General features: G+C 66.0%; 15 protein-coding genes and 2 tRNA genes. 5 read left to right on the top strand and 12 right to left on the bottom strand.

The window, feature by feature from the left end; all coding sequences use genetic code 11:
* Positions 1 to 5 precede the first annotated feature (5 nt).
* Together NW198_RS08510 and NW198_RS08505 are read left to right on the top strand one after the other, a co-directional pair.
* Positions 6 to 1,052 (top strand): ABC transporter ATP-binding protein, encoded by a 1,047-nt coding sequence (locus NW198_RS08510; protein ID WP_087316779.1) that lies wholly within the window; start codon positions 6 to 8, stop codon positions 1,050 to 1,052.
* Positions 1,053 to 1,134: 82 nt separating this feature from the next.
* Entirely contained in the window at positions 1,135 to 2,121 is a 987-nt protein-coding gene (locus tag NW198_RS08505; protein ID WP_087316781.1) for a histidinol-phosphatase, read from the top strand.
* A 60-nt stretch (positions 2,122 to 2,181) separates the two neighbouring features.
* On the opposite strand, the gene NW198_RS08500 is transcribed toward NW198_RS08505, so the two are convergent.
* The 6 genes from NW198_RS08500 to NW198_RS08475 all read right to left on the bottom strand — a co-directional run bounded on the left by NW198_RS08500 (position 2,182) and on the right by NW198_RS08475 (position 9,806).
* Positions 2,182 to 3,024 (bottom strand): PHP domain-containing protein, encoded by an 843-nt coding sequence (locus NW198_RS08500; protein ID WP_258340783.1) that lies wholly within the window; start codon positions 3,022 to 3,024, stop codon positions 2,182 to 2,184.
* A gap of 204 nt (positions 3,025 to 3,228) precedes the next feature.
* On the bottom strand, positions 3,229 to 6,447 hold the full coding sequence (gene carB, locus NW198_RS08495) for a carbamoyl-phosphate synthase large subunit (protein WP_258340781.1): 3,219 nt from the start codon (positions 6,445 to 6,447) through the stop codon (positions 3,229 to 3,231).
* Positions 6,448 to 7,716, bottom strand: coding sequence for a glutamine-hydrolyzing carbamoyl-phosphate synthase small subunit (carA, locus tag NW198_RS08490; RefSeq protein ID WP_258340780.1), 1,269 nt, complete (start codon positions 7,714 to 7,716; stop codon positions 6,448 to 6,450). It lies immediately after the preceding gene.
* A 301-nt stretch (positions 7,717 to 8,017) separates the two neighbouring features.
* The gene (gdhA, locus tag NW198_RS08485; RefSeq protein WP_258340779.1) at positions 8,018 to 9,373 is read right to left on the bottom strand and encodes an NADP-specific glutamate dehydrogenase; all 1,356 of its coding nucleotides are present in this window, start codon (positions 9,371 to 9,373) and stop codon (positions 8,018 to 8,020) included.
* A gap of 277 nt (positions 9,374 to 9,650) precedes the next feature.
* Positions 9,651 to 9,724 (bottom strand) — tRNA-Gly (locus tag NW198_RS08480).
* Positions 9,725 to 9,729: 5 nt separating this feature from the next.
* Positions 9,730 to 9,806 (bottom strand) — tRNA-Pro (locus NW198_RS08475).
* A 241-nt stretch (positions 9,807 to 10,047) separates the two neighbouring features.
* On the opposite strand from NW198_RS08475, the gene NW198_RS08470 reads away from it, so the two are divergent.
* Together NW198_RS08470 and NW198_RS08465 are read left to right on the top strand one after the other, a co-directional pair.
* Positions 10,048 to 10,374 carry a hypothetical protein gene (locus NW198_RS08470; protein WP_258340778.1) on the top strand — a complete coding sequence of 109 codons (327 nt, stop codon included), beginning with the start codon at positions 10,048 to 10,050 and terminating at the stop codon, positions 10,372 to 10,374.
* Between the two features lie 140 nt (positions 10,375 to 10,514).
* Entirely contained in the window at positions 10,515 to 11,603 is a 1,089-nt protein-coding gene (locus tag NW198_RS08465) for a DNA/RNA non-specific endonuclease (protein ID WP_258340777.1), read from the top strand.
* A gap of 73 nt (positions 11,604 to 11,676) precedes the next feature.
* Here NW198_RS08465 and NW198_RS08460 read toward each other — a convergent pair whose 3' ends face one another.
* The 6 genes from NW198_RS08460 to NW198_RS08435 form a co-directional block, all read right to left on the bottom strand.
* Complete coding sequence (locus tag NW198_RS08460; RefSeq protein WP_258340775.1) at positions 11,677 to 12,462, bottom strand: N-acetylmuramoyl-L-alanine amidase; 786 nt, start codon at positions 12,460 to 12,462, stop codon at positions 11,677 to 11,679.
* Entirely contained in the window at positions 12,452 to 12,592 is a 141-nt protein-coding gene (locus tag NW198_RS08455) for a hypothetical protein (protein ID WP_258340774.1), read from the bottom strand. The genes NW198_RS08460 and NW198_RS08455 overlap by 11 nt, the downstream gene beginning before the upstream one ends.
* Positions 12,585 to 12,812, bottom strand: coding sequence for a hypothetical protein (locus NW198_RS08450; RefSeq protein ID WP_258340773.1), 228 nt, complete (start codon positions 12,810 to 12,812; stop codon positions 12,585 to 12,587). Before NW198_RS08450 ends, NW198_RS08455 begins: the two co-directional genes overlap by 8 nt.
* Positions 12,809 to 13,024: a hypothetical protein gene (locus NW198_RS08445; RefSeq protein ID WP_072374353.1), complete on the bottom strand. Its 216-nt coding sequence runs from the start codon at positions 13,022 to 13,024 to the stop codon at positions 12,809 to 12,811. Before NW198_RS08445 ends, NW198_RS08450 begins: the two co-directional genes overlap by 4 nt.
* Before the next feature lie 181 nt (positions 13,025 to 13,205).
* On the bottom strand, positions 13,206 to 13,721 hold the full coding sequence (locus tag NW198_RS08440; protein ID WP_258340772.1) for a hypothetical protein: 516 nt from the start codon (positions 13,719 to 13,721) through the stop codon (positions 13,206 to 13,208).
* Positions 13,722 to 13,730: 9 nt separating this feature from the next.
* A complete protein-coding gene (locus NW198_RS08435) occupies positions 13,731 to 14,321 on the bottom strand; it encodes a bifunctional 2-polyprenyl-6-hydroxyphenol methylase/3-demethylubiquinol 3-O-methyltransferase UbiG (RefSeq protein ID WP_258340770.1) in 591 nt (196 codons plus the stop codon).
* Positions 14,322 to 14,394: 73 nt separating this feature from the next.
* On the opposite strand from NW198_RS08435, the gene NW198_RS08430 reads away from it, so the two are divergent.
* Positions 14,395 to 15,429 (top strand): HNH endonuclease domain-containing protein, encoded by a 1,035-nt coding sequence (locus NW198_RS08430; RefSeq protein WP_258340769.1) that lies wholly within the window; start codon positions 14,395 to 14,397, stop codon positions 15,427 to 15,429.
* Positions 15,430 to 15,447: the final 18 nt, after the last annotated feature.

Raw genomic sequence — 15,447 nt, 5'->3', positions numbered from 1 at the left:
CCCAGATGGCTTACATCGAATTCAAGGACGTCGTCAAGCGCTTTGGCGACAACACCGTCCTCGACCACATCAGCTTTGGCATCCAGCAGGGAGACCTCGTGACCCTGCTCGGCCCCTCCGGCTGCGGCAAGTCCACGCTGCTGCGCTGCCTCTCCGGACTCGAGACCGTCACCGAGGGCAAGATCGTCCTCGACGGCCGCGACGTCACCAACGTGCCCGCCAGCAAGCGCAACATCGGCATGGTCTTCCAGCAGTACAGCCTCTTCCCCAACATGACCGTCGAGCAGAACGTCGCCTTTGGCCTCAAGATGAAGAAGGTCGACCCCGCCACGATTGAGAAGAAGGTCGCTGACGCCATCGCCATGGTCGAGCTCTCCGGCAAGGAGAAGGCCTACCCCGCCAACCTCTCCGGTGGCCAGCAGCAGCGCGCTGCCCTCGCCCGCTCCATCGTGACCGAGCCCTCCGTGCTGCTGCTCGACGAGCCGCTCTCCGCCATCGACGCCAAGCTCCGCAAGGCCCTGCAGTCCCGCATCCGCGAGATCCACCAGGAGCTCGGCCTCACCACGATCTTCGTCACGCACGACCAGGACGAGGCCATGGTGATGTCCGACGTCATCCAGCTCTTCCACTCCGGTCGCATCGAGCAGGCTGGTAGCCCCGTCGAGGTCTACACCAGCCCCGTTTCCGAGTTCGCCGCGAGCTTCATCGGAAGCTACAACCAGCTCTCCGCGAGCGACTTCACCGCGCTCACGGGCGTTACGGTGCCGGCGGGCAACGTGGTGGCCATCAGGCCGGAGACCATCGGCATCAGCCGCGAGAGGCCGGACGAGAAGGACGCCCACCTCGTCGACGGCACCGTGGTTGACTCCACACCGCGCGGCAACGTCCTGCGCTACACCGTGAGGCTCGAGGGCGGGACCACCGTCTTCGTTGACGTTCTCTTCCGTAGCTTCCACATGTTCGACCGCGGGAACAAGGTCTACCTCTCCCTCCCGGAGCGCGACTGCCTCGTCATCCCGGTCGACGCCGCGAGCGCCCGCCCTGCCGCGTAGCGGCAGAGGCCTCGAGCCCCTTCCTCCCACGCCCGGCCCGCGCCCTCCCCGTGCGGGTCGGGCACGCACGATTGGAGACGACATGCCCTTCCATGACCAGACGTGCCTTCCGGAGGACCTCCCCCGCTTCAAGGGGAACCTCCACAGCCACACTACCAACTCCGACGGCCACCTCACGCCGGCGGAGTCCGTCGCAGCCTTCCGAGCACGCGGCTACGACTTCCTCTGCCTCTCCGAGCACGACCTCTACACGGACCTCTCGGGGCAGTTCGACGACGAGGGATTCGTGATTCTCCCCGGGCTCGAGGCCTCGGCGTACCTGTACGCGGACGAGTCCGAGGCGCTGCGGCTCAAGTGCCATCACATGCACGGTATCCTCGGCACGAGCGAGATGGTCGCCTCCGCAAAGAAGCGCTTCTCGCACATGGAGCGGCTGGAGCCCCTGCGCTTCCACGGCTCCTGGGACGGGGAGGCAGTCGCGACGCAGCTCGCCTGCGCACTTGAGGAGCGCGGCTGCATCGTGACCTACAACCACCCCATCTGGAGCCGCGTGGAGCCCGACGAGTTCTGCGGCGCCGAGGGGTACTTCGCGCTCGAGATCTTCAACTACGACACCGTCAACGAGTCAGGCACGGGGTACGACACCACCTACTGGGACCTCATGCTGCGACGCGGCAAGCGCGTATGGGGCTTTGCCTCGGACGACAACCACAACGAGGGGATCTTCGACGACTCCTTTGGCGGGTGGGTGGTCGCGAGCGCGCCCGCACTCACGAGAGACGCCCTGGTGAGGTCGCTCCTGGCGGGGACCTTCTACTCGAGTTCCGGGCCCGACATCATCAACTGGGGCGTGCGCGACGGCCGCGTCTGGGTGGACTGCAGCCCCTGTGAGCGCGTCAGCCTTGTCGCGGGCGGCCCGGTCAACGCAGGGGCAACCGTAATAGCGCCCGAGGGCGAGCCGCTCACGCACGCCGAGTTCCCGCTCGCCGGAAACGAGACCTACCTGCGCCTGGAGTGCACGGACGAGCGCGGCCGCACCGCGTGGTCCAACCCCATCTTCACAGACTAGCTGTTCAGCCACGTGCAATGGGGCCGTGCAAAAATGCCTGCCCCCTTTGCACGGTCACCCTTACTGTAGCGGCAGGGACTCCCAGGAGCCGTCTGCGCGCGGGACCTCTATCGCACGATAGCCCACGTTCCAGGCATGAGCGTAGGCCTCGCGGATTCCGTCGCACATGTCGCCGGGAACGTGCGCGTCCGACCCAACCGTGATGGGCACGCCGGCACGGCAGAAGCGCTCGAGCAGGCCACGAGCGGGATAGTAGTCCCCCACCCCCTTGCGCCAGCCGGCAGTGGAGAGCTCCACGCGCCGGCCGGTGTCGTGTGCGCAGCCGACCATCTCGTCCCAGAGCGGAGCGAGGTCGATTGTGGGGGCGAATCCAGCATTGACGAACCTCATGGCTAGATCCGGGTGAGCCATGGTGCCAAAGGGCAGCGGGCTCTCGCACGCGCGACACCAGGTCTGCGCATAGCGGCGCCAGACCTCGTCCGGACCCAGCTCGTGCCAGATGTGCTGGTCCGTGGGGTCATCGATCCACGCGCCGTCGTCCTGCTCGCCCAACCAGTGCACGCTGCCCAGAAGCACCTGCGCGCCAGCGGCCCAGCGACGGACGTTCTCCTCGCAGCCGGGATACCAGTCACACTCGAAACCGTAGATCATCTCCAGCTCGGGGTGAGCGTCGCGCGCGGCCTCCCACTCTGCCCGGTGGGCGGCGAGCTCGGCCTCCACCACCTGGACCTCCCCCGCAGGGTCCATCTCCGCAGGCAGCGTGAGATGATCGGTCGAGACCAGCACGGAACAGCCCGCCGCCACCGCGGCGCAAGCGTTCTCCTCGAAGGTCCCCACGCCATCCGAGAAGTACGTGTGGGTGTGCGTGTCGACAATCGAACCTGGGGCGAGGGGCATACTCATGGGGTCTCCTTCGGAGGCAGATAATTAACGTACTTTGGTTTCCTGAAAATTCACGTTATCCCAGTTGGCGATTTCCCGCCTCAGTTTCAAAGTACGTTAATTATAGGCGGCGAGGCAGTAGGACACAAAAGAGGGGCCGCCGGGCGAAAAACCCGACGGCCCTGTCACATCAAAAATGTGTGCTAATTGGGGACTGTCCCCAATTTACAGGTCCTGGAGGGCGTTGACGGAGAGCGGCCCCTCGCGCAGCGCCGCGATGGCCTGGACCAGCGCCACCGCGCCGGACATGGTCGTGGCCATGTCGATGCCGCGGCTCACGGCCTCGCTCCTCATCTTGGTTCCGTCACCGCGGGAGCTGTGGCCCTTGGGCGTGTTGATGAGGAAGGAGATCTTGCCGTCGGCCATGAGGTCGAGGACGTTGGGCGAGCCCTCGGAGATGGTCTTCACGACCTCGCACGGGATGCCCGCGGCGCGCAGCGTCTTGGCGGTGCCGCGCGTGGCAAGCAGGTCGTAGCCGAGGTTGCGCAGCGACAGCGCCACCGGTGCCACGGAGCGCTTGTCACGGTCGCAGACCGAGATGAAGACGCTACCGGACTGCGGCACGTCGTACTCGATGGCCTCGCGCGTCTTGGCGTACGCCTTGGGGAAGGTGACGTCGAGACCCATGACCTCGCCGGTGGACTTCATCTCCGGCCCGAGCGTGACGTCGGCGCCCGGGAAGCGGCTCCACGGCATGACGGCCTCCTTGACCGCATAGAAGCCAAGGTCGCGACCCTCCTCCGGAAGGCCGAGGTCACAGATCTTCTCGCCGCTCATGATGCGCGCGGCGCACTTGGCCAGCGGCACGCCGGTGGCCTTGGACGAGAAGGGCACGGTGCGCGACGCACGCGGGTTGAGCTCGATCACGAAGACCTGCTCGTCGCGGACGGCATACTGCACGTTGAGGAGGCCCTGGATGTGGCAGGAGAGCGCCAGGCGACGCGTGGTCTCGCGGACCTTGGCCACGATCTTGTCGGAGAGCGAGAAGGGAGGGAAGCAGCAGGCGGAGTCGCCGGAGTGGATGCCGCACTCCTCGATGTGCTCGAGGACCGCGCCCACGTAGCACTGCTCGGTGTCGCAGAGGGCGTCGACGTCGAGCTCGATGGCGTCCTCGAGGAACGCGTCGAGGTAGACGGGGTGGTCCGGGGAGACCTTGGTGGCCTCCTCCATGTAGCTCACGAGGTCGTCGTCATCGTAGACGATGCCCATGCCGCGGCCGCCCAGGACGTAGCTCGGGCGGACGAGCAGCGGGTAGCCCACGCGGCGCGCCACGGCCTTGGCCTCGTCGACGGTCTCGGCCGTGCTCGAGGGCGGGTAGGCGATCTCGAGGCGGTCGAGCAGGCTCGCGAAGCGGTCGCGGTCCTCGGCGAGGTCGATGGCCTCGGGCTGGGTGCCCATGATCGGCACGCCGGCCGCCTTGAGCCGCTTGGCGAGGTTGATCGGGGTCTGGCCGCCGAGGGTGACGATCACGCCCACGGGCTTCTCGACCTCGATCACGTTCATGACGTCCTCGAAGGTGAGCGGCTCGAAGTAGAGGCGATCGGAGGTGTCGTAGTCCGTGGAGACGGTCTCCGGGTTGCAGTTGACCATGACGGTCTCGAAGCCCTTGGCCGCGAGCGCGTAGGCCGCGTGCACGCAGCAGTAGTCGAACTCGATGCCCTGGCCGATGCGGTTGGGGCCGGCGGAGAGGATGACCACGCGCGGCATCTCCGCCTCGTGGAACTCGGTCACGCCGCCCTTCTCGTAGGTGAGGTAGTGGTAGCTCGTGCGGGCCGCGAACTCGCCGGCGCAGGTGTCGACGGTCTTGATGCACGGACGCACGCCGAGGACCTCGCGCACGGCGCGCACGGTGTCCTCGCGCTGGCCGGTGAGGTGCGCGATCTGGGCATCGGAGAAGCCCAGCTGCTTGGCAGCCATCATGTGGTCGGCGTCGAGGCCCGCGATGCCAAGCTCGGAGATGACCTTCTCGGCGGAGACGATGTCCTTGATGCGGTTGAGGAACCAGTGGTCGATCTTGGTGAGGTCGAAGACGCGCTCGACGGTCCAGCCGCGGCGCAGCGCCTCGGCCACGTAGAGGATGCGGTCGGGCGTGGGCGTGCTCACGCGCTGCTCGAACTCGGCCTTGGAGAGGCCGGAGAAGTCGACGCTGCCGTCCGCGCCGAGGCCGGCGTGGCCCTGCTCGAGCGAGCGCATGGCCTTCTGCATGGCCTCCTCGAAGGTGGCGCCGATGGACATGACCTCGCCGACGGCCTTCATGCGCGTGGTGAGCGTGTCGTCGGTGCCCTTGAACTTCTCGAAGGCAAAGCGCGGGACCTTGACAACGCAGTAGTCGATCGAGGGCTCGAAGCAGGCAGGCGTCTCGCGCGTGATGTCGTTCTCGATCTCATCGAGAGTGTAGCCCACGGAGAGCAGCGCCGCCATCTTGGCGATCGGGAAGCCCGTGGCCTTGGAGGCGAGCGCCGAGGAGCGCGAGACGCGCGGGTTCATCTCGATGACGATGACGCGGCCGTCATCGGGGTTCACGGCAAACTGCACGTTGGAGCCGCCGCAGGCGACGCCGACGCGCTCGAGGATGGCGATGGAGTAGTCGCGCAGGCGCTGGAGCTCGAAGTCGTTCAAGGTCTGGCAGGGCGCCACGGTGATGGAGTCGCCGGTGTGGACGCCCATCGGGTCGAGGTTCTCGATGGAGCAGATGACGACGCCGTTGCCCGCGGAGTCGCGCATCACCTCCATCTCGATCTCCTTCCAGCCCTCGACGGACTGCTCCACGAGGACCTCGCTCTCGGGCGAGAGCGCGAGGCCCTGCTCGGCAATGCGCACGAGGTCATCGTGGTCGTAGGCCATGCCGCCGCCGGCGCCGCCCAAGGTGAAGGCCGGGCGCAGGACCACCGGGTAGCCGAGCTCCTCGGCGATCTTCTCGCACTCCTCGACGGTGTGCGCGATGCCGGACTTGGCGACCTCGAGGCCGATGTCGCGCATGGCGTTGGCAAAGAGCTCGCGGTCCTCGCCGGTCTCGATGGAGTTCACGTCGCAGCCGATGACCTCGACGCCGTACTTCTCGAGGATGCCCGCCTTGCCGAGGGCGACGGCGCAGTTGAGGCCCGTCTGGCCGCCCATGTTGGGCAGCAGCGCGTCCGGGCGCTCCTTCTCGATGACCTTGGTCACGGACTCGACGGTGATGGGCTCGATGTAGGTGCGGTCGGCGGTCTCCGGGTCGGTCATGATGGTGGCCGGGTTGGAGTTGACGAGCACGACCTCGTAGCCCTCCGAGCGCAGGGCCTTGCAGGCCTGGGTGCCGGAGTAGTCGAACTCGCAGGCCTGGCCGATGACGATGGGGCCGGAGCCGATGATCAGGATCTTCTTGATGTCGGTGCGCTTGGGCATCTAGAAGCGCCTCCCCTCGCGGACGTCGATGGCGAGGTAGTCGTCCTCGCCGCGCATGAGCTTGGCAAACGCCGAGAAGGCGTAGGTGGAGTCGTTGGGGCCGGGCTTGGCCTCAGGGTGGTACTGCATGGAGAAGGCCGGGATGTCGAGGAACTGGATGCCCTCGGGCGTGCCGTCGTTGAGGTTGACGTGCGTGAGGCGCACGCGCCCGTACTTCTCGGTCTGGACGACGGGCGCCACGTGGCGGCGGGACCAGAAGCGCAGGTCCTCGTCGGCCGGGTGCTCGCTCACGCCGTCGGAGAGCTCCGGCACGAGCGGCCCGAAGGTCGAGAAGACCGGTCCGTAGTTGTGGTTCTGGGCGGTGATCTCAACCTTGCCGGTGAGCAGGTTCATCACGGGCTCGTTGCCGCCGTGGTGACCATACGGAAGCTTCTCGATGGTGGCGCCGGCGGCCATGGAGACGACCTGGTTGCCGAGGCAGATGCCAAAGACGGGGAGCTTGCCCAGGCACGCGCGCACGGCGTCGACCACGGGAGGCACGGAGACCGGGTCGCCGGGGCCGTTGGAGAAGAACACGCCGTCGGGGTTCATCTCGAGGACCTTCTCGGCGGGCGTGTCCCACGGCACGACGGTGACCTCGCAGCCGGCGGCGGAGAGGCGCTTGGCGATGCCCCTCTTCTCGCCGCAGTCGTAGGCGACGACGTGCAGGCGGCGCTGGCCGTCGGAGTCCTGGCCGGGAACCGTGAAGGGCTCGCGCGTGGAGACGTCCGCGACGTAGTTGTGCTCGGCGATGGCCGGGGCCGCCTTGACGCGAGCGATGAGGCTCTCAGGGTCGAGGTCGGTCGTGGAGATGGCCGCCTTCATGGCGCCGCCCTCGCGGATGGCCAGGGTCAGCGCGCGCGTGTCGACGTCCTCGATGGCCACGACGCCGCGCTGGACGAGGAAGTTGGGCAGGGACTCGACGCTCTGCCAGTTGCTCGGCGTGTAGCACATGTCGTGCACCACGAGGCCGGCCAGGTTGAGCGGGTCGCCCTGCATGTCCTTATCGTTGATGCCGTAGTTGCCGATCTGGGGATAGGTGAGCGTGACGATCTGGCCCGCGTAGGACGGGTCGGAGATGATCTCCTGGTAGCCCACCATCGAGGTGTTGAACACGATCTCGCCGAAGGCCTCTCCCTCGGCGCCCGCGGAGCGCCCGAAGAAGTGCATCCCGTTCTCGAGCGCGAGAAGCGCCCTCGGATGCCTGCCGTTGTCCACCAGTAGGTTCACAGCAACACCGCCCTTTCGTCGCGCGCCCAGAGGGGCCCTGCCCACAGCCACAAAAAACGGAGCGACCGCCGGCTGGCGGAGACTCCGAATAAGGCAGCTGCGATGAGGTTGTGGACGCCTTTTCGGTCTCTCGTACCGTCTTAAAGGTCGTGGAATAGCATAGCAGTTCGGGCGTTGGTTGTGGCGCGGCGCAACGCCTTCGCAAAAAACCCGGGCCAAGGGCGAGAAGGACCTCGACGGAAAGCCGCCCCGGAGCCCAAGAGCTCCGGGGCGGCGCCAAGACGAAGGTTCCTCTCGCCCGCTAGCAGACGCCCTGGGCCATCATGGCCTCGGCGACCTTGGTGAAGCCGGCGATGTTGGCGCCCATCACGAAGTTGCCCTCGTGGCCGTAGGCGCTCGCCGTGTCGGCGACGTTGTGGAACATGCCGCGCATGAGGCTCTCGAGCTTGCCGTCGACCTCCTCGAAGGTCCAGGAGAGGTGCTCGGCGTTCTGGCTCATCTCGAGGCCGGAGACGAGCACGCCGCCGGCGTTGGCAGCCTTGCCGGGCATGAAGGCCACGCCGTTCTCCATGAGGTAGGTGGTGGCGTCGGGCGTGGTGGGCATGTTCGCGCCCTCGCCGACGACCTTGCAGCCTCCCGCCACGAGCGCCTGGGCGTCCTCGAGGGTGAGCGTGTTCTCGCGGGCGCAGGGCAGAGCGATGTCGCAGGGGAGCTGCCAGACGCCGCGGCCGTCGCCCTCGTGCCAGGTGGCGTCGGGGCGCGCGTCGACGTACATCGCGAGGCTCACGCCCTGGTCGTGGCCGGAGCGCTTCTTGTTGTAGATGTCCTCGAGCACCTTGTAGTCGATGCCGGCCTGGTCCTCGACCCAGCCCTTGGTGTCGGAGCAGGCGATGACGGTGCCGCCGAGCTGCGCGACCTTCTGGATGGCGTAGATGGCGACGTTGCCGGAGCCGTGGACGACGACCTTCTTGCCCTCGAAGGAGTCGCCGGCGCTCTTGAGGTACTCGTCGACGAAGTAGACCAGGCCGTAGCCGGTGGCCTCGGTGCGGGCGAGCGAGCCGCCGAAGGTGAGGCCCTTGCCCGTGAGGACGCCGGTCCACTCGTTCTTGAGGCGCTTGTACTGGCCGAACATGTAGGCGACCTCGCGGCCGCCGACGCCCAGGTCGCCGGCGGGGACGTCGGTGTTGGGGCCGATGTGGCGGAAGAGCTCGGTCATGAAGGACTGGCAGAAGGCCATGACCTCGCGGTTGGACTTGCCCTTGGGGTCGAAGTCAGCGCCGCCCTTGCCGCCGCCCATGGGCAGCGTTGTCAGGCTGTTCTTGAAGATCTGCTCGAAGCCGAGGAACTTGAGCATGCCCAGCGTGACCGTGGGGTTGAAGCGCAGGCCGCCCTTGTAGGGGCCGATGGCGGAGTTGAACTCCACGCGGTAGCCGCGGTTGACCTGGACCTTGCCCTCGTCATCGACCCAGGGCACGCGGAACATGACCACGCGCTCGGGCTCGACGAGGCGCTCGAGCAGGGCGTTCTCCTCGTACTCGGGGTGGGCGTCGAGCGCGGGCTGCAGGGTCTCGAGGACCTCCTTGGCCGCCTGGATGAACTCGGCCTGCTCGGGGTAGCGAGCCTCGAGGTCGGCGATGATCTTCTCGGAATACGTCATGGGATCTCCCTCCTCCTGCGGCCGCGGCCGCGACGAAAGTTCCGGAAGAGAGAATACGTGCGAGAAACGCGTCTGTGCAAATTGAGCATGCGAAGCGTAACGGCATCGAACCTCGAACGAAATCAGCCGTACACACGAAACACAGGCGCAATCCACACGCGCTTTTCTGTTAATTGGGGACAGTCCCCAACGTGCAGCAAATTGGGGACAGTCCCCAACGTGCAGGTAGCCTGTCATAACAGAAAGCCCGGGCGCGAGGCCCGGGCCTTGTCTCGAATGGAGCGGGTGACGGGAATCGAACCCGCGTCATCAGCTTGGAAGGCTGAGGTTCTACCATTGAACCACACCCGCGTGCGTGGTCGGGGCGACTGGATTCGAACCAGCGACCCTCTGCTCCCAAAGCAGATGCGCTACCAAGCTGCGCCACGCCCCGGTCGCAAGTGCTAAGTATAGGCGAGCGTCGCCGGTCGGGCAATCTGTTAATTGGGGACAGTCCCCATTATTCAGCCAAAACACTCTACAACGCAATACTACATAACACCAGCTCAGGACGCCTTTCCCTCAACACTTCGAAACGCTAGAAAACGCTCCAATCAGGATTTCTCTTGACCGCATTCTTGACCGCAAGAATGCGGTCAAGAGGTCCGACAGGAGCCGAGGAAGGAAGGATGGCCATGCTGAGCAACACTGAGTGGGCAGCCCTGGAAGAGGCCGAGGACCACGCCTACTTCATGGCGGAGCTCATGGAGATCTCGCCCGAGAGCTTCACCCTCGAGGAGAAGAAGCGGATCCTGCACGACATGATCGCGAGCTCCTCCGCCATCGAGAACGCGCTGCGCGACGAGTTCGCCGAGCTCGACGAGGTCTCTCAGACCCGCTTGATCGACGCCCTCGCCGCAGAGGGCCCGAGGAGCAGGGAGTGGTGGTACGAAAGGCTCGTAGACGGGCCCCGCCACCGAGACTTCCCGACGCTCTCCGACGAACCCATCGTGAGGAACTAGCGCGGGAGGCCCTCGTCCAGCAACGGACGAGGGCCTCCTCCCTGTGAATAGTTTTGTGAAGTGCCGCTGACCGACAATTCGCCCACTCAGTGGTGGTATCAACGGATAATTGAGCCAACGTCGCGTCAAAGGGGCAAGAGATGATCGGTTCGGCAGCTGGCGCATCAGGAAAGCGGGAAGCGATACGCGCCCTCCTCCTCTCGCTGCTTCTCGCCGTGGCCCTCCTCGCCCTGCCGGCGTGCTCGGAAGGCGAGGACGCCGACGCCGGCACCCAGCGGGAGGCCGTGAGCCAGGAGGCAGAGCCCCAGGGGGAGGAAGAGCCGGCGGAGAAGAATCCGCCCGCGGAGGAGCAGGAGCCAGCCGAGCCCGAGGAAGCCCCCGCGGAGGAGCGGCAGCCCGCCACGGAGACCGAGGACGCCCCCGCGCCAGCCGCCTTCGACCTGTCACAGGTCCCCGCCTACTCCGGGTCGCCCTACGCCACGATCAACGGCAACGTCCCCTCCCTCAGCGAGGCCGACGCGCCCGCCCAGAGCGAGTCCTACTCGTCCCTCGACCACCTCGGCCGCTGTGGCACCGCGATCGCCGTCGTGAGCCCGTCCACCATGCCCGCAGAGGGTGAGGAGCGCGGCTCGATAGGCATGGTCAAGCCCAGCGGATGGCACACGGTTCGCTACGACGACCTCGTGGACGGCCGCTACCTCTACAACCGCTGCCACCTCATCGGCTGGCAGCTCACCGCCGAGAACGCCAACGTGCGCAACCTCGTCACCGGCACGCGCTACATGAACGTCGAGGGCATGCTGCCCTTCGAGAACGAGGTCGCCGACTACGTCGAGCGCACCGGCGGTCGCGTCCTCTACCGCTCCACGCCAATCTTCCAGGGCGACGAGCCCCTCTGCCGCGGCGTCCACCTCGAGGCCCTCTCGCTCGACGACGGCGGCCTCGGCGTGGCCTTCAACGTCTTCTGCTACAACGTCCAGCCCGGCGTCGGCATCGACTACGCCACGGGGGACAGCTGGCGCGAGCAGTCCGCCGCGCCACAGGAGCAGCCCGCCCCGGAGCAGTCCGAGCAGATGACCTACATACTCAACACCAACACCCACAAGTTCCACTACCCGGAGTGCCGCTCAGTCGACCAGATGAGCGAGAAGAACAAGCGCGAGTTCACCGGCACGCGCGACGAGGCCATCGCCCAGGGCTACGAGCCCTGCGGAAACTGCAACCCGTAGCCCAACAGGACGAGACGCCCCGCGCAGGACGTGGGGCGTCATCACGTGTGCCCCCCTGCGAGGCGGCGGAGCCTCAGGACAGCATCTCGTTCACACGCGCCTGGACCGCGTCGTAGAGGCTGTCGAGGCGGCGCCTGCGCTCCGCCCCGTTGCCGTAGTCCCCGCGGATCACCGCACGGGCTAGGGTGTCGACGTCGGGCGCAGCGGGCTGCGCGGGCGCGCCCGAGCCCCCGGCCAGGATGCGGTTCACCTCCGCCTGCACCTCGTCGTAGCGGCTCCCCAGGGCCGCGCGCCGCGCGTCCCCGTTGCCGAACTCGCCGGCGATGACGCGCCGCGCGAGATCCGAGACCGCGCCCTCCGGGGCTGCCGCAGTCGTCCCGCCGGACGCCGCCCCGCCCGTGATCGCGGCCCTGAGCGCCGCCCACTTGGACGCGGCAACGTAGGGCGCCGGGCAGAGCTTGCCCGTCACGTCGTAGTGGCGGATGACCCCGGAGGCGCCGATGCCGTACTTGGCCATGAGCCTCTTGACCAGCCAGCCCAGCTTCTCGACCTCGGTCGCGCTGAAGTCCTCGCCGGCCGAGACGACCTCGATGCCGATCGCGCGGCAGTTCATCTGCCAGTCGCCCGCGTGCCAGGCGGTGTCGCCCTCGGCCACGCTCTGGTAGATCTCGGGCGTGACGTCGTCGACGAAGTAGTGCGCGGAGGCGCCCTGGCCCTCGTTGCGGGCGAAGTACGTCGCGTTGTTGCGCGCGCTCGCCAGGGTGGCGGTGAAGTGCACCACGATGCGGTCGACCGCGCGGGAGCGCCCCCGCGTCATGTGGTCGCTCCCGCACTGCTTGAAGAGGATGCTATACGCCATCGGGCGCCTCCTCGAAGCCGCCGTCCTCGCCCTCGCCGGGCTCCCAGCCGTCCGGCGCGGCCGCCTCGACGCCCTCGGCGCGCAGCGCCTCCCAGCGCTCCTCCTCGCTCGCGAACTCGCGCTCACTCATGGGAGCCACCGCCCGACGGCAGCGCCGCACCGAGCTCCGCCATCACCGGCGACAGCACGGCCATCACGAGCGCTACCACGATCGCCCGCCACTCGGGCTCCAGCACCGCGCAGCCCACGAGCATGTCCACGTTGGCCACGACCACGCCGAGCACGCCCTGCACGACGGTTCGCGCGAGTCTCCACGGCCACTCGTTGGATGTCAGGAAAGCCTCCATCATTGTCCCTTCCTCAGGTTGTCGATCTCCGCCTTCACGACGGCGACGTCCTGCTCCAGGGCGTAGGTGCGCTCGACGAGGCAGTTGTGCCTCTCGACCTGACGCGTCAGGTTGTCGATCTTGACCTCCATGACCGCGCGGCTGCGCGAGTTGGACACGAGCACCCCGGCGAGGGTGAGCACCCCCGTCACGAGCGCCGCCACGACCGACTCCATGCGCGCCTCCTCCCTCGAGCGGGAACGACCCGCCCCTCGGGAGAAGTGTCCGATGCGGTCACAAACGACTATGTCTAGCTGCGGTAATGTTGCGAAGCGTCGCCTTCCGTCGCTTCACAAAGGAGTTCACAATAAAGCGACCCGAGAAGGGTCGCTTATACAGAAGGTTGCTTGGCTAAGTTTAGCTCTTGCTTGGGAGCTTCAAGTTGAACTTACCCCCAAGGAACACGACCGCTGCTACCGAAACAATTCCCGACGCGGCAAGAAGGAGCTTCTGGCTATCGAGAATGAACTTCTTGTTCTCCGAATCCTTTGCGCGCATCTTCTCGCGCTCCATCTCCATGCGCTCAATCACCTGCATCTTCTGCTCAAACGTGTAATCCGGGTTCTTGAGCAGCTCGTCACAACCGTCGAAGACGCGCATGCTGGCAGATGCGCACTCCCTCATGCTCTCGTCGTTGCTCTCGATTGACCTCTCGGCGAGTTCTCTGTTCTCGGTGAGGGCTTGCGACAAGAGGCTCTTGAATTCGGGGAACTGTCTAATCGCCTCCTTGGCGACCTCCGGATTCATTTCGTTAATCACCGAAGCGAACTGCATGACTTTATCCTTGGTCATGTGCCGAAAGTCCGGAAGGTCGAGGTATTCCAGTACGCCCTTCTCTGTGCTCAGGTCAGCCATTAGAAGCCACTTCTCCATCCAGGCTCGTCATATCTTTCTCAGGATGGCGTTCAGCCACATCTCGCGGGAGCGTCCGGGTCTCACGTCCGCGCTCATCCAGACACGCTCGATCGTCAGGCCATCAACCACGGAGATAACTTCACGCAGCGCAACCTCGTCCATGTCGTTGAACCAGCGTCCGTTGCGCTCGCCCTCGAAGCTCCCCAGCTTGAAGGACACATAGAGAACTCCGTTCGACTTTAGCGCCCTAGTCGCCTTGGCGAGGATTCCCGGCAACTCTCCGCTTGTCGCGTGAAGCAGCGACGCGCTCGCCCATATGCCGTCGAACGCACCTACGTCATCGAGGTCAGAGAAGGCCTCGCGGCGCACGGTGAGCCCGGTGAGCGCCTCGGTAGCATCAGCCATGGCGTTGGAGAGATCTGTAGGGACGACTTCGTAGCCCGCCCTCGCCATCGAAAGCGTGTCGCGACCTGAACCGCAGCCCCAGTCGAGCACCCTGCCACCATGCGGGACGAGTCCAAGGAACGCGGAGAGGAGCGGCCCCATATCTGCGCCCACGGTCGAGGAGACGAAGCGCTCGGCGTTAGCGTCGTAGTATTCGATGGTTCCCGGATGCATACCCCTCCCCATGATGACTGACCGCTTAAAGTATGATTGTATATCTTCGTAGGGGACCTAAGGAGGGGATGAGGTGGCAAACCAGCTGAGAATCGCGCAGTTTCAGGAAGAGTCACCCTCCCTGGAGTCGTACTGGCGCTCCGCCATCCTCTTCGGCAGGAACACCTCCACATACAAGTTCGCACTCGCGCGCTCGCTTGAGGACATCGCGCGCGAGGGTCGCTCTTCGGCGACGCTCGAGGAGCTCGCCAAGCCATTCTCCCGCCACATGTGCGAGCACCTCGCGGTCGCGCCGAAGCAGGCGACGGGCAGGTCGGGGAAGTTCATCGATGCCTGCGCTGGCTTCAACGCGGGAACGGTCAGAGAGCGAGAACTCGTCGACGCGGCGGTATCAAACGGTTTCGCCTACGTTCTCGATGCCTACCACAACGTCAACGGCGCCGAGCTGCCCGTACGCTTCTTCGAGGCGTCAGGCCGTGGTCGCGGCAGGACCGTTACGATCACTGACGACCTGTTCCGCGTGCTGGAGGCCGCCCCTTCAGTCGGCCTTGAGGCAGAAGCTCGCTGGGGCCTCGTCGAGCATGCTTGGGAGGTCGGCGTGTCCTCTGCGCTCGTAAGCATTGCATATGATGGAGATACTGGTATGTTCCGTGCGGCGGAGAAGGGCGTGCGGAGAAGAAGCCTCGCCTCAGCCCGACACGCCCTAAACGGCTACCAAAAGGGGCAGTGTTTCTACTGCTACGGAAAGATCGAGCTTGAGGGCGCGAAGGCGTGCGACGTCGATCACTTCTTCCCCCATGTGCTCGCGCCCGCGCTCCAGGAAGTCAACATCGATGGCGTGTGGAACCTCGTGCTCGCATGCCCGGAGTGCAACCGCGGCGAAGGGGGGAAGTTCGCGCGAGTGCCGGCGATCGAATACCTCGAGCGCCTGTCCAAAAGGAATGAGTTCCTCATAAGCAGCCACCACCCACTGCGTGAAGCAATCATCGCCCAAACCGGCGCAACAGAGGACGACCGCCGCTCATTTCTTTCCCGCGTGGACCGCGAGGCTGTGAACGTGCTGATTCACCGTTGGAGAGCGCCGACAAGAGGCATAGCAATGTTTTGATTGGGCGCCCCGCCCCTC

Source organism: Thermophilibacter sp. ET337, assembly GCF_024733715.1.
Classification (GTDB): domain Bacteria; phylum Actinomycetota; class Coriobacteriia; order Coriobacteriales; family Atopobiaceae; genus Thermophilibacter.
The sequence above is the reverse complement of the archived record's forward strand: the minus strand, read 5'-3'. Positions and strand labels throughout refer to the sequence as shown.